The sequence below is a fragment of the Microcoleus sp. T3_D1 genome (assembly GCF_036700405.1).
GTDB lineage: Bacteria > Cyanobacteriota > Cyanobacteriia > Cyanobacteriales > Microcoleaceae > Microcoleus.
The window spans coordinates 1-22,511 of sequence record NZ_JAUBOV010000087.1 but is presented as its reverse complement, the minus strand read 5'-3'; the positions used below and the strand labels follow the sequence as shown (position 1 = coordinate 22,511).

Sequence of the window (22,511 nt, the reverse complement as noted above, 5' to 3'; positions counted from 1 at the left end):
TTTGTAGTGAGGACTTCAGTCCTCAGTACAAACCTGATAAGCGTTATTTTACCCGACATGATATAAGTTTTGAAGTGTTTGAATTTTTATGTTTGATATCGTTTCCGGTTGGATCGGAATGATTTAACCGCAGAGAACGCAGAGAACACAGAGGGAGACAAGAGAGATCAATAATTCCGATGAAGAGCGGATTTGATTATGAATTGTAAGTTATGAGCCGCGAACTGCTACAAAATGTACGGGTGCTAGATCCAATTTCAGAGACCGATCGCATCGCTGATATTCTGATTGCTGAAGGTAAGATCGAAGCCGTTGAGGAAAAAATAGCTGAGTTTCCCCCTGACACGGAAGTGCGGGATTGCCAGGGACTGATTTTGGGGCCGGGGTTAACTGATATCTACAGCCACAGCGGAGAACCGGGTTTTGAGGATCGGGAAACCCTGGAATCTTTAATGCAGGCTGCGGCGGCAGGGGGTTTTACGCGAGTGGCGATTTTGCCGGATACCTCGCCACCTGTTGACAATTTGGCCGGTTTAGCTTTGTTGCAGCAATATATCGGCAATTTGCCGCCCGGCCTGCCCCGCTTGTATTTTTGGGGAGCGCTGACAGCGGGCGTTAAAGGGCAGCAGATGGCCGAGTTGGGCGAGCTGGCATCCTCTGCGGTGGTGGGTTTTGCAGACGGTTTGCCGCTGTCTAATCCGGCTCTGGTGAGGCGTTTGCTTGAGTATATCCAGCCTTTGGGCAAGTCTGTGGCTTTGTGGCCGTGCGATCGAACTTTGGCAGGAAATGGCGCGGCGCGGGAGGGTGCGGTGTCGGTGCGCTTGGGTTTGCCAGGAATTCCGGCGAGTGCGGAAACTTCGGCTTTGGCGGCAATCCTGGAGTTGGTGGCATCTGCGGGCACAGGAGTACACATTATGCGCGTTTCTACGGCGCGCAGCGTGGAATTGATTCGAGATGCGAAGGCGCGGGGTTTGCCGGTGACTGCGAGTGTGACTTGGATGCACTTGCTGTTGAATGTCGGGGCAATTTCAGGAAACTCTCAAGATGCCGGCGGGAAAAATGCTCTGACTGCTTCGTTGCCCTACGATCCGAATTTACGTCTAGAACCGCCGTTGGGCAATCTCAGCGACCAATTAGCGCTGATTCAAGCTGTGAAAGATGGCGTAATTGATGCGATCGCGATCGACCACAAGCCGCATACTTATGAGGAGAAAACTGTGGCTTTTGCTGATAGTCCGCCGGGGGCGATCGGCTTGGAATTAGCTTTGCCTTTGCTATGGCACGGACTGGTAGAAACTGGCGATTTTTCGGCTTTGGAACTGTGGCGAGTTTTGAGTACCAGGCCGGCCGTTTGTCTCGGACAAACCCCCGCCACTGTTGCACCAGGAGTCTCTGCTGAGCTGATTTTGTTCGACCCGCAAATGAGTTGGACTGTTGACGGGCCAAGTCTGAAGTCGCGATCGGCAAATACGCCTTGGTTGGGACAGCAATTAGCAGGAAAAGTTGTACAAACCTGGATTAATTGATTCTTGGGATTGAAATTTATCTATTGTAGAACAGGCATCTTGCCTGTTTCTCAAAGTAGAACAGGCATCTTGCCTGTTTCTCAAAGTAGAACAGGCATCTTGCCTGTTTCTCAAAGTAGAACAGGCATCTTGCCTGTTTCTCAAAGTAGAACAAAAGTAGAACAGGCATCTTGCCTGTTTCTCAAAGTAGAACAAAAGTAGAACAGGCATCTTGCCTGTTTCTGGGAATGCTGGATGAGGTGACTCAGAAAAGAAGATAAATACATGATTGCTGCTTTTGATTCGTGGAAGTCCCCACCGCAAAACCTGACATTGGATCAGGGCGAAATTCATGTTTGGCGCGTCTCTCTGGCTCAAACAGAATCTTGCTTGCAGAGTTTACAACAGACTCTCTCTACAGACGAGCGGACAAAAGCCGAGGGTTTCCACTTTCCCAAAGGTCGATCGCAATTTATTGTGAGTCGTGGCGCACTCAGAGCGATTCTGAGTCGCTATCTTAACATAAATCCTCACATTTTGCGCTTTGACTACAATCCCTACGGCAAACCCTCTCTCATCGCGGCCCAAGGTGGAAATACCCTGCGTTTCAATTTGTCTCACTCAGGGAACCTGGCTCTAATTGCGATTACCAAAAATCGAGATATTGGTGTCGATATTGAAGGCATAAATCCCAACTTTTCTTGCCTGGGAATTGCTGAGAAGTTTTTTTCACCATTAGAACACTCTGTGTTGCGTTCGCTCCCAGAACATCTCCAACCCCGCGCTTTTTTTACCTGCTGGACTCGGAAGGAAGCCTACATTAAAGCAGTCGGAAAAGGACTTTCTATTCCCCTGAATCAGTTTGATGTCAGCCTCGCACCAGGAGAACCTGCAGCGCTGTTAAATGTTGAAGACAACCCCGAAGAAGCATCGAGATGGTCTTTAATTGAATTATTTCCCAGTTCAGATATGGTGGCGGCTGTTGCGGTTGCAGGAGATTGCTGGAAACTTCATTGTTGGGAGTGGACAGGGGAGTTTTAATTTATACTGAGATGTTGCAGCATTATCAATAAGCTTTTTATGAACAGGCAAGATGCCTGTTCCACAAGAAAATTCACTCTTTGTGGAACAGGCATCTTGCCTGTTGCTGACGCAAGATGCCTGTTCCACAAGAAAATTCACTGTTTGTGGAACAGGCATCTTGCCTGTTCTTGAGAATGTTGCAAGATGCCTGTTCCACAAGAAAATTCACTGTTTGTGGAACAGGCATCTTGCCTGTTCTTGAGAATGGTGCAAGATGTGAGTTTATACAGCTCGCCCACGGTAAAAGAGAACGGCAACAGTCGCTGGAATAGCTCTACTGGTTGCACCTCCAAGCTATTGTATTGCCCACCCTCCATAGACAAATAAGGACACAAAAATGTTGTGTCCTTATTTGTCTATTCGACTGCAACTTGCCACCGTACAACTGATTTAATAATTTAACCAAATCGATAGCCGAACCCGCGTACCGTAATGATATATTCCGGTTGGGCCGGATCGATTTCCAACTTTTCGCGCAGCCAGCGGATGTGAACGTCAACTGTTTTGCTGTCTCCGATAAAATCTTGACCCCAAATTTTTTCCAGCAACTGATCGCGAGACCAAACTCGCCGGGGATTACTCATAAATAGTTCTAGTAAGCGAAACTGTTTAGGAGAAAATTTCACTTCCAGACCGCGAACCAACACGCGGCACTCTTCAGGATACAGAGTTATGCTCTTATATTGCAGCGTCCTCGGTTCCGGTAACCTACTGAGGCGCTGGCGTCGCATCAGCGCCCGACAGCGAGCGATAAACTCCCGCATTCCAAAAGGCTTGGTCAGATAATCATCCGATCCGGCTTCTAGGTAAAAAGCGCAATTGTTGGCACTTCCTCTAGCACCGATAATCAAAATAGGGACGGGATTTCCTTGATGCCGTAACATTCGACACAGATCCAAACCGTTAATTGAATCCATAATTAACAGGTTAAAGGCAAATTCACCCTGGTATGACGAAGAAGCCTGTACAGAAGGCAGAGCGTTGCGCCCGTCGCTAGTAACCACCACCTCATAGCCCTGTTCTTTAAGGGCTAAAGCTAGCATTTCCCGCAACAGATCTTCACCTTCTAATAACAAGATACGGCCGGCTTGTCCAACAGCCAACCTTGAAGGACTTTCGCTTAATTCAACAGAAGACATAAATATCAGTGGGAGTGATGTTTGTATGTGGCTAGCGCGAGGTACCTTCTTCAGTAGCTGAGGCACTCTCGCGCTGCGATCGCTTGTACGATCGCCATTTGTTCGATCGCTTAAAATCCTTCGCCCGTCCATCCCACAGACATGCGCTCGACCTTTGCTACTTGCTCATACAAGGAATACAGCCGTAGAGCAGTTGCCGGAGCCGCGCTGTCTGCCTGCGTCCAGGCCACAGAAGTCTGGTCATTTTTCGGGGTCGGTGTTAATTTCATAAAACATTGCCCGCTGTTAATCGACCAGGTAACACCCAATTTATAGGGAGATGCTTGCTATACTACTCTTAAAAGGTTATTAAAAGGTAAAATTTTGGTAATCAATTGGTTAAATTATTAACGTTAAGTAATATAACGGTAAAGTGACGATCGCACTGTAGAGCTTTTTTTAAGAATACAATAATAAGTTGCTCCAAAGTCCTTTTTTTTCGCGTGCCGGCTACGATCGACGATAGCAAGTAAAAATTCTGTAGACTGCCTATCATGTTGCTGCATTTGAGTACCTGGCCCGAGGTAGAAGCTTATCTCGAAAGCTCCCGAGGCATAATTATCCCGATCGGCTCCACCGAACAGCACGGGCCCACCGGCTTGATCGGGACTGACGCCATTGCTGCCAAGGCGATCGCCCACGGTGTCGGCGAAGCTGCCAATGCCTTAATCGGCCCGACAATTAATGTAGGGATGGCCTTGCACCACACCAGCTTTCCGGGCACAATCAGCCTGCGACCGCAGACGCTGATACTGGTAATCAGGGATTACATCACATCTTTGGCAAAAGCGGGATTTGAAAAATATTTCTTTATTAACGGTCATGGTGGCAACATTGCCACAATGAAAGCTGCATTTTCCGAGACTTACGCGCATTTGTCTGACTTAAATTTACCGAATGCCACAAGAATCCAGTGTCAAATCGGCAACTGGTTTATGTGCGGTTCCGTCTACAAACTAGCAAAAGAATTATACGGAAACCAAGAAGGTTCCCACGCCACCCCCAGCGAAATCGCCTTAACCCAGTACCTTTATCCAGAAGCAATCAAGCAAGCTCCGCTTTCGGAAGAAGTCGCTTCCGGGCACAAAATTTTCGGTGCTGCTGACTTCCGCCGCCGATTTCCCGACGGCAGAATGGGTTCAAATCCGGGCTTAGCAACCCCCGAACACGGTCAGCAGTTTTACGAATTAGCAGTCAAAGAATTGACTAATAATTATTTGGAGTTTTTAAGTTCTGATTAACGTTTTTTATTCTCGTTACCAGAAAGAGCCTGGTAACGAGAAGAACTCTCAAACTATTCTATATTTTACGGTTGTGAGTGAGTCAGAAACATGATATTTCATCTATCGGAGAAAGGCTATATCTCCCGATTAATCAATCGGGAGAATATCAAAACTATTCCACAATCCAAGGAGTTAAACAAGGTGTCCAAGCACTCAATTCTTCTTCCTTGAACCAGAGACTAATTTCCGCACGGGCAGTCTCGACAGCATCCGAACCGTGAATCAGATTACGGCCGACATTGACGGCAAAATCGCCCCGAATTGTCGCCGGTTCTGCATTCAGAGGATTTGTTGCGCCAATGATTTTTCTCGCCGACGCCACAACGCCGTCGCCTTCCCACACCATCGCCACTACAGGGCCTGAAGTGATAAAGTTTACCAATCCAGCAAAGAAGGCTTTTTCTTTGTGAACATCATAATGTTGTTCCGCTAGTTCGCGACTCGCCGTCATTAGCTTCATACCAACTAGCTTAAAGCCCTTGGCTTCAAAACGACCGATAATTTCGCCGACGAGTCCGCGCTGTACGCCGTCGGGCTTAATCGCTAAAAAAGTCCGTTCCAAGATTAACTCCTATAATTGTGTTAACTGATCCAAAAGATAGAGTAACTCACAACGCACCTAAAGGCAATTCTGAGAATTGGAAATTGTCATTTGGAGACTTATGGCCGCAGGAAGAAGGAAGAAGGAATAAGAAGAGGGAAGAGAAAAGAGGGAAGAACCAATAAAACCAAGGGTTAAAGAAACCGGGTTTCTCATAAAAATTTTTGTTGAGCAGCGATGAATCTCCGAAGAAACCAGGTTTCGAGACTCCTATGCGTCTAGGACTGATTTGCAGGGAGCATCCCGATTTTGTAAACAGCATTTTTTAGGAGTTCGAGCAGAATGCTCATTTGGCTATATTAAGTTAATCAGCCTTGAAATTATCGGTCAATAAATAATCAAACTCTTGTGGCGTGGCTTTCAGCAAGACCCTAAATATGCCATTTAAATGTAGAACATTTTATCTCTAGCGAACAAGATGCTCGCACTTCTGGCACAATATGATACAAGTCAATCGATTTTAGATTTTAGATTTTAGATTTTAGATTTTAGAATTGAAGCATTGACACCACGGATAAATTCGGGGGCTGGCTTATCGGATACAGGTTTTTTATTTTTCCGTCCTGAGTCTGCGAAGGAATGAATCACGTGGCGGGTATCCGGGATGCTTGCGGTCACAATTTGCTGTGACTGCAAACACTCTTACCTATGATCTCAAATACAAATATATATGATAATAAACACAATTATTTAGGCTCAAAAATATAGATAATTAACAGAGGTATGAAGATTATCTTGACAGCCACCCTTCAGACGAAAAAAGTATGAAATCCATTGTAGCATTCATTGAACCCAAAAAGCAAGAGTTTGCAAAATTGCCATTGTTTGACTTTCTAGCCAATAAACACATCCACGCGAATCAACGACTAATTTTTGCACCTGTACTCGCTCCTTTGGCTGTGGGATTGAGCGATTTAAATAAATATGTATTGCGAGAATCTTCTAGTAATAGCAAAGTTCAGGAACTAATTAATAAATATACTTATAAAAAAAACTATTACTGGCACGACTATCTAGAATACCTAGAGGAACTAGGCTTAAACCAATTAATGAGTTACGGCGACTTCAGACTGCTTTGGGGTGAAGAAACTAAAAAAACTCGATCGCTATGTTCAGTGCTCGAACGCTACGCTTGGAAAGCCTCTCCCATTGAGAAACTGGTGTTAGTGGAAGTCCTCGAAGGAACGGCAAAAGTTTTTTTTGAGGCGGCGCTTGCAGTGGTAATGGAATTACAGCAAGTTACCCAAAAAGAATATGTTGATTTTGGAGGAGGTTATGGGGGTTTAGAAAATTATCACCTTTTAAACACGCCAGAGATGTTGGAAGTTTTAGCAGAGATCAAACTTACTAATGCGGAATGCCAAGCAGCTTTAGAATTAGCACAAAATGTATTTGAACTGTTTACAGAAGCGATGAACGAGCTATTCCAACACAGCAAAACCAATTCTTGCAAGACTGTGCTGCAAATATCCTCAATTTCTACCTTCGCTCATTGCCCGATCGACTTTCTCGATATTTGTTAGTTTAAACAATCACTAAATTATCTCGGTGTACCGCCGTTTCTACGCCTGCATAGCCTAAAATCTCAGCAATTTTCTCTGACTTGCAGCCCTGGATTTGTCTCAATTCTAAACTGCTATAATTCACAAGTCCTCTAGCAATTTGCTGGCCGGCTGCATCGCACAACTGCACGGAATCATCAGCTTGAAATTCTCCTTCTACTTGAGCAATACCCGCAGCTAAAAGGGATTTTCCGCCGTGGGAAATTGCCTTGACAGCACCCGCATCTAAATATAGTTTTCCGGCCGGAATTAGCACGTTAGCTATCCAGTGTTTGCGAGCGTTTACAGGGCGCGGTTGAGGCTCGAATTGAGTACCGATCGACTCTCCGTTAAGTATTTTCTCGATATTACCAGGAAAGCAGCCGTCAGTGATGACAGTCCGCACTCCCGATGCAGTGGCTATTCTCGCCGCTTCAATTTTTGTCACCATTCCGCCGGTTCCCCAACCGCTGCGGGAATCTCCTGTTTGCACCTGAAATTCTGTGAGCTGTGCCATACTTTGGACTAGGGCGATCGGCTGTGCGTCGGGATTGCTGCGCGGATCGGCGGAATACAGCCGATCGACATCTGTGAGCACAAACAACCAATCTGCTTCTACCAAACTCGCTACTAGCGCCGAAAGCGTGTCGTTATCGCCAAATTTAAGCTCGTCTACCGCTACTGTATCGTTTTCATTGACGATCGGAATCACGCCCAACCTGAGCAGTTGTTGAAAAGTATTGCAAGCGTTAACATAACCGTTACGCTGGACTAAATCGCCCCTAGTGAGCAATACTTGAGCGATCGGCTGTTGCAAAGTAGTAAACAAGTCATCGTACACCCGCATCAGCCGCCCTTGGCCCACAGCCGCCACAGCCTGTTTCAGAGCGATATTTCGCGGGCGTTCCGTCAAACCCAAGCGCGCGCAGCCAACCCCAACCGCACCCGAAGAAACCAAAACTACTCGATGACCTTGCTGCCGCAAATCAGCTAAAATTTCGACCAATGCAGCAATAGTTGAAAGAGCTAAGTTTCCTGTAGTCGATCGAGTCAGAGTCGAAGTTCCAATTTTAACAACAATAGTTTTAGTCATGATCTTTAATTTTCAGAGAAGCCCCCAAAGCTTGAGAAACCCAAACTTCAAAAGAGCGCACCGGATACTTGCGAAGTGCATACCCAGCATCAACCATTGGTTCCACTAAAATAGTGAACATACCCAAACGATTGCCTGCCAAAACATCAGTAAAAAGTCGATCGCCCACCATCGCCACCTGTTCCACCGGCAAATTCATCGCATTAATAGCCCTTCGCAACTTGCGGCGCGACGGCTTAGCCGCACCCGTGATGTAAGGTAGATTCAAAGACTCAGCAATCCGACCGATGCGAGTCTGGCTTAAATTATTGCTAGCCAACCACAGCGATACCACAGGTTTAATTTCTTCCACCCACAGCGTGAGTTCAGGAGAAGCATTCATTGCTGTAATGGGAACGAGAGTTTCGTCCACATCCAAAACTAATCCTTTAATATTATATTGTTGAAGAATATCTACCGTTAATTTCATGACTGAATCGCCTAGAACTAAGTCAGGCTGTAGTATTTTACCCCAAGTCATAATGATTTTAGATTTTAGGTTTTAGATTGAGAAATAAGAAATTGGAAGTTAAAGATTAAAAAAGTAAAAAATCAAAACTTAATAATTATTGCTTTTGCTTTGTTATTTTTGACTTTTTACTTTTGTATTACTGATTGCCCATCTATTGACCCGATCGCACTTTTTGGTCAACTTGAGCCACAGCAGCATTGTGTTCGGCCAGAGTGCGGCTGAAAATGTGAGTGCCGTCATACCGCGCCATAAAATACAGGTATTCTGTATTTTCTGGAGTCAGAGTCGCCTCCAAACTTGCTATTCCCGGAGATGCGATCGGAGTTGGGGGCAGTCCTGGATTTATATAAGTATTGTAAGGAGAAGGCGTTTCTACTTGCTTAAAAGTCAGAGGCTTTTCCTTAGTTTGCCTGATGCCGAGAGCGTATTCAACTGTCGGGTCAGAACCCAACGCCATACCCTTTTTCAGACGGTTGTTGAACACTCCAGAAATGCGGTTCCGCTCGGAAGCAACCACAGCTTCTTTTTCTACAATACTGGCCAAAGTCACCCATTCTTTGAGAGAGAGCTTTGTATTATTCTGATTTTTTTGATATACCGGCAAAGCTGTCTGCTCGAAACGGGTGAGCATTTGTGAGATCGCAGCTTGAGGAGTAATTCTATCGCCGTCTAGCTGATAAGTATCCGGGTACAAAAAACCTTCCAAATGAGGCAATCCGCTCGGCAGCCAAGGGTATTGAGCGTAAGGAATTTGACTCGCGGCCGCCATAAACTCCTTAGCCGGGAAAAAACCTTGCGCTTCAAAATAAGCACCCATTTGTTGCAGCGACCATCCTTCTGGAATCGTGAAACTCTGCTGTACGACTTCGCCATTCCAAATTTTGTCAGCAACTGCACTCAGAGGCTGAGTCGGCGACAGTTGGTAAGTTCCTGCTTGAAAACCTCCCTCGCGGTTTTGCAGAGTCAGCCAGCGGGCCCACATATTCCATGCCGAGCTCGATCGAATCAACCCCGCTGCCTCTAAATCCCGGCCGATTTTTTGACTGGGAGTACCCTCCGGGATTTGGATCGAAACAGCAGCATCCTCTGCCGGATTCCCCGATGAGGATGTGATTTTAGGCGCAGCCGAAGCCCAGCTCCACCAAGCCCAGCCCTGCCAAGCGCAAACTCCCCAGATTGCCGGCAGCAACGCCAGATAAAACAACCATTTAGAGACTTGCGGAGTACCTTTTCGGCCCTCGCGCGCGCTGCCTTTTGTCATTTGTTCTTTATTCATAGTCCGTTGTCTTGGATAAGCGGCGGGTAACTAGCGACTAATGACTGATGACCTGCGATTGATGACCGAAAAGTTAGGAATACAAGCCCTTTAAAAGACCCTATTCACGCGGCCCAATTCAAAAGCCCGATCGCGAAGGCAGAAACGGCCACCTCGAAAAAGTTCGATCGGGCTAGCAGTTTACTTTTTTATAAAATAGTAAAAAATTCTGCTTTTTGCCATCAGGCCTTGTGCCTGCAATTAATATCTAATCAAGCTCATCAAAGAACTGGTCTTCCAGCATAGGTAACATCGGTTCCAGCCTTTGGAACTCTTCTTCCGAAAGCAATTCTGGCTTGCCGTCGTCATCCATTCTAGCCAAGATAAAGAACGGGTCTAGAGGCGTATAAATCGCATATTCCTGTTCTTCGTGGTAGAAACTCGTCAGCCACATCAGCTCCTCGAAATCCGACTCCTCATCGGGATCGACATCAGATGCCATATCCTCTTCGGGAAATTCCGGCAATTCGCCAACCACAGTCAGCGTCACCGCTGTGCGTCGGAGCGTCAAGTTCTGCTCTTGCAGGACAACTTTAGCAGTCTCAAAAATTTTGTCAATTTCGGTTTCGTCTTCTACAGGAATTGCTGCTTCGTCCGTCTCGTCTCCCTGCCAAGTAAAAATTTCTACGGGTGAGTCAATCGGAAGCAGCAAAGCGTATTCTTGACCTTCGAGATTCATAGAATATTCTATGTTGCAAGTCAGCGATCGCCCAACTTCATCCGTCAAGGTGACGGACTCTTCGTTGGAATTGCCATTCTCTTTTTTGCGGTATGGGGATGAGGACATCGCGTGTATCTTAGTTTTCCGTCAATAATTCAGTAACGTTTGCTTGACAATTGGGAATTTTCGTGGCGATATTCTGGCTAAGTGGGCGATCGCCAGTCCACCAGCTTAAACCGCGAGACTCGCGGCCTTTTCCACAGGCGAGGAGTGCAGCGTTTAAATCTCAGTCGAGTCAGCAACCGACACTGAGGACAAATCACGATTTTGTGCTTCTTGAGTACCGAGGGTACAGCAGAATTTTCTCCAGTTTGTCAAGGGTTACAGGTGTGCGTAGCAAACTTGCACAACCAGGATATCACGCCTTTGTTACCAGCTATCAAGGATTGGGAAGGGCAAAGATATTTTGCCTCCGCTCGTCTAGCCACTGCTGCAAAATCAGGGCTGCGGCTTTGCGATCGATCGCACCCTTATTATTTTGCGACGGCGAAATCCCTGAAGCTTTCATCAATTCCTCTGCCTCAACCGAAGTCAGGCGCTCGTCCACGTACTCTAGGGGGAGCTCTAAGGCGGAGGCGATGCGATTCGCATATTTCTGCACCTGTCGGGCTTGAGCGCCCAATTCTCCGCTCAGGGAGTAGGGCAAGCCTGCAACCAAAATTTGCACTCTCCGCTCTCGCACGAGTTCTCGGAGATAAGCTACGTCTCGATCGAAGGACGATCGTACCAGTGTTGTAATGCCCGTAGCTATTAAACCCGTGCCGTCACACCCGGCGATGCCGACTCGTTTGAGACCGATATCTAATCCCAGTGCTGAAATCCATAATTTATTGTTGGACATTATCAATCAATCAATTTTAGATTTTAGATTTTAGATTTACTCTTTTTTCGCGTAAATAATCTTATTTGACGAACCGCGAATACGCTAAGGACGCGAAGGAATAACAGAAGAAAATAGGTAATCTTAAGTTGATATCAATCAAAAGCAGAAGGGAGATTTTGGGATGATGACCGAAAAAAATGAATTTCTTGGATGATTCATTTTCTTTTTTTCTGCCTTCTACCTTCTACCTTCTGCTTTCACTTATTAAGAATTAACTTCTCCCTGCCCGCCGCCGTCTAGAGGCAACTCCGGCAATTTTAGAGGCAAAATGCTGCTGCTATCTGTTGCCGAGGATTCGGAATTTTGGAAGTTCAAGGGGTTAACTTGATTCGTTTGGCTGTTTCCTGAGTCAGCCAACAGCGGTTTAATCTCGGAGGATGCGGGCCCTGCTGCTGCTTCCCCAGCCATCGGGCCGAGCCAGGACATCCGGCCTGGTACGGGTTTGCGAGTTGGCTGGAAGCTTTGCAGCATTTCTGATAGCTGGAGTCCTTCGAGAGAGACCAACTTGGACTCGCGCAATTTGTGCCACACCGATCGAGACATCAGCAAACTGTGTTCCAGGCGCACTGCTCCAAATTGCTCTAAATAAGCTTCCCGTTCCGGCTGATAGTCAGCGGAAGCCAGTTGCAGGCTTTGAAGGGGGAAATCTTGAACCAGCCGCGCCATCTGGGACAGCAGTTCTGGGTAAAGCCAAGTGTAGGCCGGGTGTACAGTCAACTGGGCGACGTGCGGTTGCTGGCCGTTGCGGGATAGCTGCACCTGAAAATAGCCGATCGCGGCTTTGCGCTGCGGTTCAAACACGTAGCCGCTGACTACCTCGGTTTTGCCCAGCCACTGTCTGACACCTTCGACTAAAGCGCCGAAAAAACTGGTTTTGAAATCTTGAATGTGGCGATCGAATACTTGGCGCACCAGCGGCGGCATAGACGCGGTATCCAGTTGGTATAGCAACTGAGCGTCTGCGTTGCTCACCGGCAGCAGGTTGGGCAAATCTGGGGTCGAGGAAGCCATTTCTTGCAGGCGTTCTGGGGCGATCGTCCAGTAAGTCATCTGGGCCAAAGGCTGAAACCCGTTCTGTCGGTACAAAGCCAAGGAAGTGTTGTCGCCGACATTCACTTCCAACAGCCACGTCCGCGCCTCCCAGACTGCCTCAAAGCAGTACCGCAGCAGCATGGAACCAATTCCTTTGCTGCGGGCTTCCGGGTCTACTCCTATGCGATCGATCCGCCAAGTGCTGCGGGTGCGGTTGAAAGGAGAAATCTGAATTATGCCCTTAACTTTCCCCTCTTCTTCGGCCACGTGGGCACGGAACAGGGACTGACAAGGGTTGGGAAACAAGCTAAAAATCTTTAGTAGTCCGTACCAGCGACGAATCTGCTGCAACTTTCTACCTAGTACCAAGTCGCAGCTTGCGCCCTTGCGGTTTTCTGGCTCGTCGGCTGTTTCCGCGCACAGTTGTTCCATCACCTCGATGTCGCGATACTGAAACGGGCGAATCACAACCTGGTTTTGGTTTTGGGAGGGAGATGAAGTCATAGCATAAAAGTGGAGAATGGAAATTTTAAAATAAAAATTCAGAAAGGGGAAGAGTTAGAGAAGTTTTGAGTTTTGAATGGGTAAATTTTGAGTTCAAAACTTATAACTTTTGATTCTTCTCCCTTTCTTGCTCGATCGAAAATTAAAAATTTCAAATCATCTTTTTGAATTTTTAATTTTCTGTTTTCAACTCAAGATTTTTGTGGCAGAGGTCGGATTACAACGACCGGTGTGCGCTCGTCACCATTCCCGGCGGGGTTGCTTCGCAAGGCTTGCTCTAAGAATGTTACCGATAAATCGGAGGTCGCTGCTAATATCTTAACTGCTTTCAAGTCATTAGCGTCTACGATCGCCGCCGCAAGTCCGGTTTCTCGTTGAATTTCTTCTACAACTTGCTGGGGATTGTCCGGGCCTAGGACAATAAATTGGTCGAAGGGAGGCAAAGTCCCGGTAACGTCGTCGATCAGCCTTGCTTGTTCCCCCGCTAGTTGGTAAAAGACTCCCGGTTTACCGAATATTTTAGCCACAGCGCCGATCGCAAATGCCGCGACTACCCGCCAAGGCCCAACTACATCCACCAACGTCTGCATTCCGCAAGCTGTGGCTAAACTCGACATCGGCAAGAAAAACAAGCACACTCGCTTTGCCGCCCATCCGGGTTTGACTTCGCTGGGATGGCGATAGCGTCCCTGCATCAAAGCTAGGGGAGTTTCTGCCAGGGCGACAATATCGCCTTTCTGGGCGCGCGGCAGCACGTACCGCTTGACAATTTCGACGGGATTGTCCAATTCCGCCAGTATGTGAGTGCGAATCGGCAAGACTTCTGCAACTCCGACATTTCTGGCGATGGGTACGGTGTCCGAGTTGGGAAATTGCAGGGGAACTACTACGTTACGGACTTTGGGGATGCGCCCGCCGGGGCCGTAGGTGATGAAATGTATTTGCACCCAAGCTGACTGCAATTTGGTTAAATCTTGCCCTTGAATGTCTACAGAAACTTTAATTTTCGTGTTTTTTTGGGCTTTAACAATATAGCCGAACCAGTAATCGTCTGCTCTGGCTGCTGCGTCTTTGTGGCAAGGAATCACCTTTGTCTGGGAAGTAACGCCATCCAAACTTCCGTCTGACAGCAGTTTCACCTGTGCCCGCACTTCCGGCAACATAATCTCAAACCGCTGTGTCAGGTTGCGGAACTCCATTTCCCCGACTAAAAGATAGCGGTTGGGTTCGTTTATGGCTAAGTGCCATTCTCCGGCTGTTAGTTCTAGTTTATTTGCACTCCCAGTCCGGCGATAGTTCAACTCTAGGCCCAATCCGCCCAATGCTAGCAGCGAACCGGCTGCTGCGATTCCTGTTGCTAAAGTCTCAATCACTCAAATCACCGCCAATAATATTTTGTGTTTACTGTAGTCGATATCGGGTACTTTGAGCGCCGATCCGGTAGTAATTGGATTTGTGGGGGTTGTTGCGGGCGGGGTTCGAGAGTGGAAGGGGCGATCGGTTTTTAACAAAATCAACTAAATGTTATAATTTTGACAAAGTTCTTCAACCGATTTCATGGGTAGATAAAGCTTCATCGGGTTTTGTTTAAACTTTTGAAAACCATATTTTTGATAGAAATTGGCTGCTGGCTCATCCAGAGCTTCTGCAATGACAGCGAGAGATGCAACTTGTGCAGTTGCCAAGAGTGCTTTTGTCAAAGCATCTATCAGAATCAACTCGCCGAGATGTTGACCTTGATAAGTACGATCGACTGCCAAACGACCGAGCAATGTAGCAGGTAGAAGGGGATAGCGGGGCAGCTTTTTTGCAAAAGATTCATTCAAATCTGCGAGTTCAATGGTGTATGCAGAAAGCGTATAATAGGCAATCACATCAGTGTTGGAAGACTCCACTAAAACGAATACGATTGCGACTTTCTTTTTGAGATCCTGAGAAGCTTGTTTACGGATGTAGTTGTCCAAACTATCTTGTCCACAACAAAAAAGCTCTCTGTGATGTCTGCTGCTATCTAAGAGTTCAATTGTGAGTACCATCGCCCATCACTTGTTTGTAGCGCAAGGCTGCTGCTTTGAGAGCTTGATTCGGCTGGGTTGGATTCAGGAGGGCATTTACGAAAGCCTCGCTGTCGTCAAGGTCAAGTTTCAGTCTTTGGTGCTGTTCAATAACTTTGGAAGCGACTGCTTGAACGCTGGCGATGACGAAATCTGTTAAGGTACGTCCTTCTAAGTCAGCGGCTTTTTGCCAAAGGGCTTTAATCTCTGGACTGATACGAGCCTCCAATCGGGCTGACGGTTCCGATTTAGTAGTTTTAGTCATCAGAAAAATGGTTTATCTCATTTATCCATTATATACGGCACTTTTCCCTATGTCACGCTCAAAGTTAGGGATCGATCGAACTTATGCAAAATTACAGGTAAGGGCGATCGGCTCTGGTGGCTAAAGCGGTCAAGTTGCTGTTCAAAGAGCTCGTTCGTGAGTTAGATCGCTCCAAAATCAGGCGTTGCTTAATCAGGGTATGAAAAAAATCAGTTGAAAATCCCCAAGCTTTGTGGGTACTGGTTTTTATGACTTGCATATTTAGCCTTTCAGACCGTAAATCCGCAACGTCTACAAAACACATTACTTAATTCAATCATTTAATAGGAAAATTTTATAAAAAGTATATATTATATATATCGGTTTTAAACGTTAAGTTATAAGCTAGCAATCAACTTTTTTTAGAATATTTATTAATCATTTAATCACTAAACAAGCCTGTATACATGAGTTATTCTTGGATCGCTAAGCTAAGACAGTGCCAGATGTGCGATCGCGCGCCTCCAGCTTCTTCAAGGTCGAAGGAACAGCGAGTCCCTAGCGCGGTAGCGGTAAGTATTTTCGAGAATCTACTTCTTAAGTAACAGTCCAAATCTAGTTCTTAGGCAGTAGATTTTATTAGAAGTAAATAGTTAGTCTAGTGAATGTAGTAGTAATACCCAAGCATATCCATGACTGATAACAAGCCGCCTTTTAACCAGCCTGAAGCCAATCCTGACTTCCAGGAAAAGAATGTTGACAATAGCGAGAACCAGCAGCTTCAGGCTCAGACTAACGAAAATGCAGAATCAAAGGAAGATCAATCATCAGGCTCAGGCATTGGTGCGAGGATAGCTGGAGCAGCAGTCGGTGGTATACTCGGTGCTCGCTCTGGAGGCATTATTGGTGCTGTAGCAGGCTCAGTTGCTGGCGCTATGATTGGTAAAGGTACTGCTGATACGGTTAACCGTGCTGTAGATAATTTAGGGGATGCAGCACACAGTGTCGCAGACGGTATTACCCACACTGTAGAAGAGCTAGGGACCGTAGTAAAGGAAACTGCTGAGGAAGTTAAACCATCTATCAAAGCTACAGCAGAAGCAATTAAGGAGACAGTTGAGGAAACTAAGCCTTCGATTACAGGTATAGCCGAATCTGTCAATCAGACAGTTAAGGAAGCCAAGCCTTCTGTAGTAGATGCAGTCAAGAGCGCATCCGAGGAAGTCAAACCTACCATTAGAGAAGTAAAAGATTCAGTCAAGCAGACAGTCGAAGGTATCAAGCCTTCTGTACAAAGTGCAGCGGACTCTATTAAGAGCACTGCCGATGAAATTAAGCCTTCTGCCAAAGCTGTAGCTCAGGAAATTGAGGGGGCAACTAAGGAGCTGAGATCGACTGTAAAAGATACAGCGAAAGCAGTTGAGCCCTCTATAAAAAGCGCAGCCGAATCGCTTCAGTCATCAGGCAAGAGTGTAGCTGAATCCATCAAGTCATCTGCTCAAAGCGCTGCCGAATCTGCTAAAGGTGCAGCGCAGGATGTTAAGTCATCTGCCCAAAATGCTGCCGAATCTGCTAAAGGTGCAGCGCAGGATGTTAAGCAGGATGTTAAGTCATCTGCCCAAAATGCAGTCGAATCTGCTAAAGGTGCAGCGCAGGATGTTAAGCACGATGTTAAGTCATCTGCCCCATATGCAACCCCATCTCCTCAAGGTGCAGCGCATGATTTTAAATCATCTGCCCAAAATGCAGCCGGATCTGCTAAACCTGCAGTGCCTGATTTTAAATCATCTGCCCCAAATGCAGCCGAATCCGCTAAACCTCCAGTGCCTGATTTTAGATCCTCGGCCCAATATCTAGCCGAATCCGACGCAGAGGGAAATAAGGATAGCGATATTCACATCTCCGGCAATCCTGAACTCAAGGACAAAGTGGTCATTCATGACAAGAGAATCATTAAGGACTAGGTAAAGTAAGGACTTAACTCCAGCTTGTTAAAGCTAGGGCTAAGAGAGTTTAACAGAGAGTGGATCTGAGAAAAGAGTCCACTCTTTTCTGTGTATGAGAAATGCGATCGCCTAGGGTTTAACAGAGAGTCTATTTATTGAGGAACTCTCCCCCTGAAGAAGGAGAGATTCCGTTTCTAGACTACTGGCAGAAGTGGTTAAAACGGCTAAAGTTTTTTGTACAACAAGCTGCTTGATAAATCGAGAAATAGTTAGGGTCAACCTGATGTGGCCAGTTCAACCCCTAACTATTTAATATCCAATTTGCAAAGTCACAGAAGCTTCTACCTGCTGTTCCCCTCCCACCACTGGCGTTGCAGCGTCAGCAGCAGCCATGCGAGAACCAGCAAACTGCCGGTACATAGGAGGCGGCGCGCTAGCACCGTTGACTTGAATGCCCAGAATCTCTCCCCGCTTCAGGTTGAGGGCGCTAAAGACTGCATCCGCTTGCGCTTGAGCATCTTGAGTTGCTTTTTTGATTGCTTGTTTTTGAGCAGATTCGATCGCACTTTCGGCGGCGGCAAAACTCACACCGTCGATGCGTGTGGCTCCGGCATTCACCGCATCGTCAAGCAAAGTGCCGGCAGATGCAGTATTAATCCGAAAACTGACGGTATTTGTCGCCGTATAGCCAGTCAAGCGCTGCTGGTTGTTTTCGTAGCTGTAAGTCGGGCTGAGGGTGATGCCTGCAGTTTCGAGTTTTTCCACTTGGCGCGATCGCAGCAACTCTACCACAGCGGACGATCGTCTCGCCGCTTCCTGCTGCACCTGGGCCGCTGTTTTCCCCTGCACCTCAACTCCCAGCCGCACTTGCGTTTGAGTTGTAGGAATCGCTTCCACACCCCGTCCAGTAACAGTCAGCGTTCTGATCCGCTGTTCTTGAGCCACCGCCGGATCTAATCTCACAAAACTGACGAGAGTTAAGGTTAAACACAACGCTGTTAGCAGACTACGGAATTTAATGCGATCGCCACGTTGCAAATTTGAACTCATAAACTTGATTCTCCTCACATACAACAGATGCTATACTTTACCTTCCCACTGAAAATGCTAAATATCCGGGTTGTTACATTTTTAGTAACTAAAAAAAGTATTAGTTATTAGTCATTAGTCATTATATGCAATCCTTAAAACAAGCAGCCCGCAGACTAAAAAAAGAGACTTACGCTGTTTATTTAGCCAGTACAGACCAGAGAGTACCTGGGTACGCCAGAATTTTAGCAGGGCTTACGGTGGCCTATGCTTTTAGCCCGATCGACTTAATTCCCGATTTCATACCAGTTCTTGGCTACTTGGACGATTTGATAATTGTACCTTTGGGAATTTGGCTGGTACTGAAGATGATTCCGCCACAGGTTTTAGCCGAGTGTCGGGAAAAAGCAGCCGCAGAAATAGAGCGAGGAAAACCGATAAATCAGGCTGCCACTGTTGTGATTATTGCCATCTGGATTGGCTTGGGAATATTAGCAGCAATGTGGCTAACACGGATATTTAAACGTTAAAAAAAATTACTTATCTATTTATAGTCTAAAAAGCGCGCCCAGCACCTTACCGGAAACAACTCGCTGGCTCCAAAAATATTTAAAGTTTGAAAAATTACCGTTCTAGTTATAATATAGAGTGCGCTAGGCGCACCTTACCTTAAAAGAACTCGCGGTATCGCATACCAAGTATTATTTACCCTTAAAAAATTAAACTAACTTTCTAGGTATGACTCAAACCACTGATTTCCTCAGCCACCTCAACCCATCTCAGCGCCAAGCAGTCGCCCATTATAACGGGCCGCTGTTAGTAGTAGCGGGCGCTGGTTCCGGCAAAACCAGAGCTCTAACTTACCGAGTTGCTAACTTAGTTCGCACCCATCGAGTCGATCCTGAAAATATTCTGGCGGTGACATTTACAAATAAAGCCGCCAGGGAGATGAAAGAAAGAATTGAGAAATTGCTGGCAACTCAGCAAGCTGAAGCCGAATATGGCAAACCTTTGGTAGACTTAGCCCCGGATGTGCAGACGAAATTGCGATCGCAAATTTACCAGAGAATTACCAAACACATTTGGATGGGGACTTTTCACTCTTTGTGCGGCCGCATTCTCCGCTACGATATTGAAAAATACCAAGACGAAAAAGGCCGTCAGTGGAAGAAAAACTTTTCTATTTTTGACGAGTCAGATGCTCAAAGTCTCGTCAAGCAAATCGTCACCAAAATCCTGAACCTCGACGACAAGAAATTTGACCCGCGAAAAGTCCGCTATGTCATCAGCAACGCTAAAAATAAAGGTTTCTCGCCTCAAGAATACCAAGCAGCAGAACCGGATTATCGAGGTCGTGTGATTGCCGATGTTTACAGTCGCTACCAAGACGCTTTAGCAGCAAACAATGCCCTAGATTTTGACGATTTAATCCTCGTTCCCGTTAAACTTTTGAGCCAAAACGAGCAAGTATTAAGTTACTGGCATAAAAAGTTTTGCCATATTTTAGTTGACGAATACCAAGATACAAACCGCACTCAATACGATTTGATTCGGATGTTGGTGACAAATAACGCCGATCCGAAAAGCTTCGAGAAATGGCAAAACCGCTCGATTTTTGTCGTGGGCGATGTCGATCAATCAATTTACAGCTTTCGGATGGCAGATTATACCATATTGCTGGAATTTCAAGAGGATTTTGGAGATGGTTTGTCCGACGAAAAAACTCGGACAATGGTAAAATTAGAGGAAAATTATCGATCGCGCGAAAACATCCTGCAAGTCGCGAACCACTTGATCGAACACAATACCGAACGGATCGAAAAAATTCTGCGCCCTACTCGCGAACCGGGAGCTCCGATTGTTGTCTGGCGCGCCGACAACGAATTAGATGAAGCGGAATTTGTAGCAGGTCAAATTCATTCCTTAAAGCGCCAAAACTCCGAATACGAAAACGGCAGTAACTTTGCGATTCTCTACCGCACAAACGCTCAATCTCGATCCTTTGAAGAAGCGTTAATGCGTTTAGACATTCCTTACAATATTGTCGGTGGCCTCAAGTTTTACGATCGCAAAGAAATCAAAGATATCCTAGCATACCTGCGGGCGCTTGCCAATCCCGACGATAGCGTCAGCCTCAAACGCATCATCAATACTCCCCGTCGCGGCATTGGAGATACCACATTTTCCAAAATCGAAGACGCTGCAACTCAATTGGGCATTCCGTTGTGGGAAATCCTCAGCGATGAATCTTCTGTCAATACTCTAGCAGGGCGATCGGCAAAAGCTATTATTAAGTTTGCCGAAATGATTGGTCGTTGGCAATCGCAAGTTGAAACACTGCCCGCTTCGCAAATTGTCCAAGGAATTATCCAAGATTCAGGCTACATTGAAGATTTGAAAAATCAAGGAACCGAGGAAGCAGAAAATCGCATAGAAAACGTCAGAGAATTGTATAATGCTGTGCTGCAATTTGAAGAACAAAACGAAGAACCGACGCTAACATCATTTTTAGCAAAAGCATCTTTAGCATCCGATTTAGATGACTTGCAGGAAGAGGATTCCCGCGTCTCGCTGATGACGCTGCACTCAGCAAAAGGGTTAGAATTTCCCGTAGTATTTCTAGTCGGAATGGAACAGGGTTTATTTCCAAATTTCCGCAGTTTAGACGACCCGAAAGCGATCGAAGAAGAACGCCGTTTGTGCTACGTCGGCATCACTCGCGCCCAGGAATTGCTATTTCTCACCCACACTCGCGAACGCCGCCTCTGGGGAGGCTACCGGGAACACTGCACCCCTTCGCTATTCTTAGGGGAATTGCCGACACATTTGCTGGCTGGAAGTGCGAAGAAAACTAAAGCGGGAAAAACGGCTGCCTCTAAAGGAAAAACTAATAATTCAGCAGCAAATTCCCGCACTTCTCAACCGGGAAACAATGGACAATCGGCGGATTGGAAAACGGGCGATCGGGTTTTTCATCATGCTTTTGGAGTTGGAGAAATTACCCATGTTTTGGGAGAAGGCGATAAAACCAATCTGGCAATTAAGTTTTCGGGATTGGGCAGAAAAATCATCGATCCTAGAACAGCTAAGTTGCAGCGAGTGTAATAGAAAAGCAGAAATAAAAACAACATCAGATTTTATGCCTTACAGTCAATTTACAACGATCGGCAAAGTTAAAGAAGCCTTCAATCTCACAGCAGTCGAAGGAATCAGATTTCTGCCGGAAATCGAGCCGATCGCACCCGCAACAGCCTTGCAAACCCTGCTAGAGACAAATTTGCCTTGGGCGATCGCTACTAGCACCGAAAAAGCCCGTTCTGAAGCTATTATCAACCCTGTATTGCTGGAAGTTCGCAATATTCTGAACCAACAAATCAGCGTGTTTTCGGGTGAAGAATTTAATGTCGATGCTGCTGTTGGACTTACAGGAGTTTGCGATTTTCTCATCAGCCGTTCCCCCGAACAATTAGACATTGAAGCCCCAGCAATTGTGATGGTAGAAGCTAAAAAAGGAGATTTGAAAGTAGGTTTGGGTCAATGTATTGCTGAAATGGTGGCTGCCCAGAGGTTTAATGAAGCGAAAGGGATCTCGATATCAGCCATCTACGGCAGCGTTTCCAGCGGCACAGCTTGGCGGTTTCTCAAGCTGGAAGGGCAAATAGTGACGATCGATCTTACCGATTATCCGCTACCTCCCGTAGATAAAATATTGGGATTTTTAGTCTGGATGGTGCGCCAAAATTAGCATATATCAAATCCGGGTTGAAAACTAGCGCGCGATCGGAGTCGGCGGTTTCAACCGCTACTAAACAACCAAAGTCCGAACAGAGGGGACTCAAAAGAAATGATTCAAGACTCTCCCGTAGGGAATCGCCCCTCGATCGATCTTATCTCACATCTTGCACCCTTCTCAAGAACAGGCTTTTCGGCCTGTTCCACAAGAAAATTCACTCTTTGTGGAACAGGCCGAAAAGCCTGTTCATAAAAG

The 22,511-nt window shown here is 46.4% G+C and carries 23 protein-coding genes; 10 read left to right on the top strand and 13 right to left on the bottom strand.

Translation table 11 applies throughout. The features are described from left to right. The first annotated feature begins 212 nt into the window (after positions 1-212). From QT992_RS28030 to QT992_RS28015, 4 genes are all read left to right on the top strand, one after another. Positions 213-1,526 carry a dihydroorotase gene (locus QT992_RS28030; protein ID WP_333319442.1) on the top strand — a complete coding sequence of 438 codons (1,314 nt, stop codon included), beginning with the start codon at positions 213-215 and terminating at the stop codon, positions 1,524-1,526. 39 nt (positions 1,527-1,565) lie between these two features. Beyond that, positions 1,566-1,727 carry a hypothetical protein gene (locus QT992_RS28025; RefSeq protein ID WP_333149706.1) on the top strand — a complete coding sequence of 54 codons (162 nt, stop codon included), beginning with the start codon at positions 1,566-1,568 and terminating at the stop codon, positions 1,725-1,727. A gap of 63 nt (positions 1,728-1,790) precedes the next feature. Then, the gene (locus tag QT992_RS28020; protein ID WP_333378265.1) at positions 1,791-2,546 is read left to right on the top strand and encodes a 4'-phosphopantetheinyl transferase superfamily protein; all 756 of its coding nucleotides are present in this window, start codon (positions 1,791-1,793) and stop codon (positions 2,544-2,546) included. A 116-nt stretch (positions 2,547-2,662) separates the two neighbouring features. Beyond that, positions 2,663-2,860 (top strand): hypothetical protein, encoded by a 198-nt coding sequence (locus tag QT992_RS28015; protein ID WP_333339335.1) that lies wholly within the window; start codon positions 2,663-2,665, stop codon positions 2,858-2,860. A gap of 126 nt (positions 2,861-2,986) precedes the next feature. On the opposite strand, the gene QT992_RS28010 is transcribed toward QT992_RS28015, so the two are convergent. Then, a complete protein-coding gene (locus QT992_RS28010; protein ID WP_333319435.1) occupies positions 2,987-3,727 on the bottom strand; it encodes a response regulator transcription factor in 741 nt (246 codons plus the stop codon). A 533-nt stretch (positions 3,728-4,260) separates the two neighbouring features. On the opposite strand from QT992_RS28010, the gene QT992_RS28005 reads away from it, so the two are divergent. After that, positions 4,261-5,007: a creatininase family protein gene (locus tag QT992_RS28005; protein ID WP_333378262.1), complete on the top strand. Its 747-nt coding sequence runs from the start codon at positions 4,261-4,263 to the stop codon at positions 5,005-5,007. A 154-nt stretch (positions 5,008-5,161) separates the two neighbouring features. Here the strand turns inward: QT992_RS28005 and ndk are convergent, their stop codons facing one another. After that, on the bottom strand, positions 5,162-5,611 hold the full coding sequence (gene ndk / locus QT992_RS28000) for a nucleoside-diphosphate kinase (RefSeq protein ID WP_333238417.1): 450 nt from the start codon (positions 5,609-5,611) through the stop codon (positions 5,162-5,164). An 803-nt stretch (positions 5,612-6,414) separates the two neighbouring features. Between ndk and QT992_RS27995 the strand changes: the two genes are divergently transcribed. Next, positions 6,415-7,173, top strand: coding sequence for a hypothetical protein (locus QT992_RS27995; RefSeq protein WP_333319431.1), 759 nt, complete (start codon positions 6,415-6,417; stop codon positions 7,171-7,173). A gap of 1 nt (position 7,174) precedes the next feature. Here the strand turns inward: QT992_RS27995 and proB are convergent, their stop codons facing one another. From proB to QT992_RS27945, 10 genes are all read right to left on the bottom strand, one after another. Then, positions 7,175-8,284: a glutamate 5-kinase gene (gene proB / locus QT992_RS27990; protein WP_333378259.1), complete on the bottom strand. Its 1,110-nt coding sequence runs from the start codon at positions 8,282-8,284 to the stop codon at positions 7,175-7,177. After that, positions 8,277-8,804, bottom strand: coding sequence for a YqeG family HAD IIIA-type phosphatase (locus QT992_RS27985; RefSeq protein ID WP_333319427.1), 528 nt, complete (start codon positions 8,802-8,804; stop codon positions 8,277-8,279). Before QT992_RS27985 ends, proB begins: the two co-directional genes overlap by 8 nt. A gap of 142 nt (positions 8,805-8,946) precedes the next feature. Further along, a complete protein-coding gene (mltG, locus tag QT992_RS27980; RefSeq protein ID WP_333378256.1) occupies positions 8,947-10,071 on the bottom strand; it encodes an endolytic transglycosylase MltG in 1,125 nt (374 codons plus the stop codon). A 247-nt stretch (positions 10,072-10,318) separates the two neighbouring features. Then, complete coding sequence (locus tag QT992_RS27975) at positions 10,319-10,897, bottom strand: DUF3727 domain-containing protein (RefSeq protein WP_333238411.1); 579 nt, start codon at positions 10,895-10,897, stop codon at positions 10,319-10,321. Positions 10,898-11,210: 313 nt separating this feature from the next. Next, the gene (gene ruvX, locus QT992_RS27970; RefSeq protein ID WP_333319423.1) at positions 11,211-11,672 is read right to left on the bottom strand and encodes a Holliday junction resolvase RuvX; all 462 of its coding nucleotides are present in this window, start codon (positions 11,670-11,672) and stop codon (positions 11,211-11,213) included. A 246-nt stretch (positions 11,673-11,918) separates the two neighbouring features. After that, the gene (locus tag QT992_RS27965; RefSeq protein WP_333339322.1) at positions 11,919-13,250 is read right to left on the bottom strand and encodes a GNAT family N-acetyltransferase; all 1,332 of its coding nucleotides are present in this window, start codon (positions 13,248-13,250) and stop codon (positions 11,919-11,921) included. A gap of 191 nt (positions 13,251-13,441) precedes the next feature. After that, complete coding sequence (locus QT992_RS27960; protein ID WP_333339319.1) at positions 13,442-14,623, bottom strand: F420-0:Gamma-glutamyl ligase; 1,182 nt, start codon at positions 14,621-14,623, stop codon at positions 13,442-13,444. Positions 14,624-14,767: 144 nt separating this feature from the next. After that, positions 14,768-15,286 (bottom strand): GNAT family N-acetyltransferase, encoded by a 519-nt coding sequence (locus QT992_RS27955; RefSeq protein ID WP_333339316.1) that lies wholly within the window; start codon positions 15,284-15,286, stop codon positions 14,768-14,770. Next, positions 15,270-15,569: a DUF1778 domain-containing protein gene (locus QT992_RS27950; protein ID WP_333051545.1), complete on the bottom strand. Its 300-nt coding sequence runs from the start codon at positions 15,567-15,569 to the stop codon at positions 15,270-15,272. The genes QT992_RS27955 and QT992_RS27950 overlap by 17 nt, the downstream gene beginning before the upstream one ends. A gap of 91 nt (positions 15,570-15,660) precedes the next feature. Then, positions 15,661-15,828, bottom strand: a complete 168-nt coding sequence (locus QT992_RS27945; RefSeq protein ID WP_333339312.1) for a hypothetical protein — start codon at positions 15,826-15,828, stop codon at positions 15,661-15,663. Positions 15,829-16,240: 412 nt separating this feature from the next. On the opposite strand from QT992_RS27945, the gene QT992_RS27940 reads away from it, so the two are divergent. Continuing rightward, positions 16,241-17,512 carry a hypothetical protein gene (locus tag QT992_RS27940; RefSeq protein ID WP_333319416.1) on the top strand — a complete coding sequence of 424 codons (1,272 nt, stop codon included), beginning with the start codon at positions 16,241-16,243 and terminating at the stop codon, positions 17,510-17,512. A gap of 291 nt (positions 17,513-17,803) precedes the next feature. Here the strand turns inward: QT992_RS27940 and QT992_RS27935 are convergent, their stop codons facing one another. Beyond that, positions 17,804-18,544, bottom strand: a complete 741-nt coding sequence (locus tag QT992_RS27935; RefSeq protein ID WP_333319414.1) for an SIMPL domain-containing protein — start codon at positions 18,542-18,544, stop codon at positions 17,804-17,806. Between the two features lie 125 nt (positions 18,545-18,669). Here QT992_RS27935 and QT992_RS27930 point away from each other — a divergent pair, with 125 nt between their 5' ends. The 3 genes from QT992_RS27930 to QT992_RS27920 all read left to right on the top strand — a co-directional run bounded on the left by QT992_RS27930 (position 18,670) and on the right by QT992_RS27920 (position 22,268). Continuing rightward, on the top strand, positions 18,670-19,053 hold the full coding sequence (locus QT992_RS27930; protein WP_333319412.1) for a YkvA family protein: 384 nt from the start codon (positions 18,670-18,672) through the stop codon (positions 19,051-19,053). A gap of 208 nt (positions 19,054-19,261) precedes the next feature. Next, positions 19,262-21,628, top strand: a complete 2,367-nt coding sequence (gene pcrA / locus QT992_RS27925) for a DNA helicase PcrA (protein ID WP_333339309.1) — start codon at positions 19,262-19,264, stop codon at positions 21,626-21,628. A gap of 34 nt (positions 21,629-21,662) precedes the next feature. After that, positions 21,663-22,268, top strand: a complete 606-nt coding sequence (locus tag QT992_RS27920) for a hypothetical protein (RefSeq protein WP_333319408.1) — start codon at positions 21,663-21,665, stop codon at positions 22,266-22,268. The last annotated feature ends 243 nt before the right edge of the window (positions 22,269-22,511 follow it).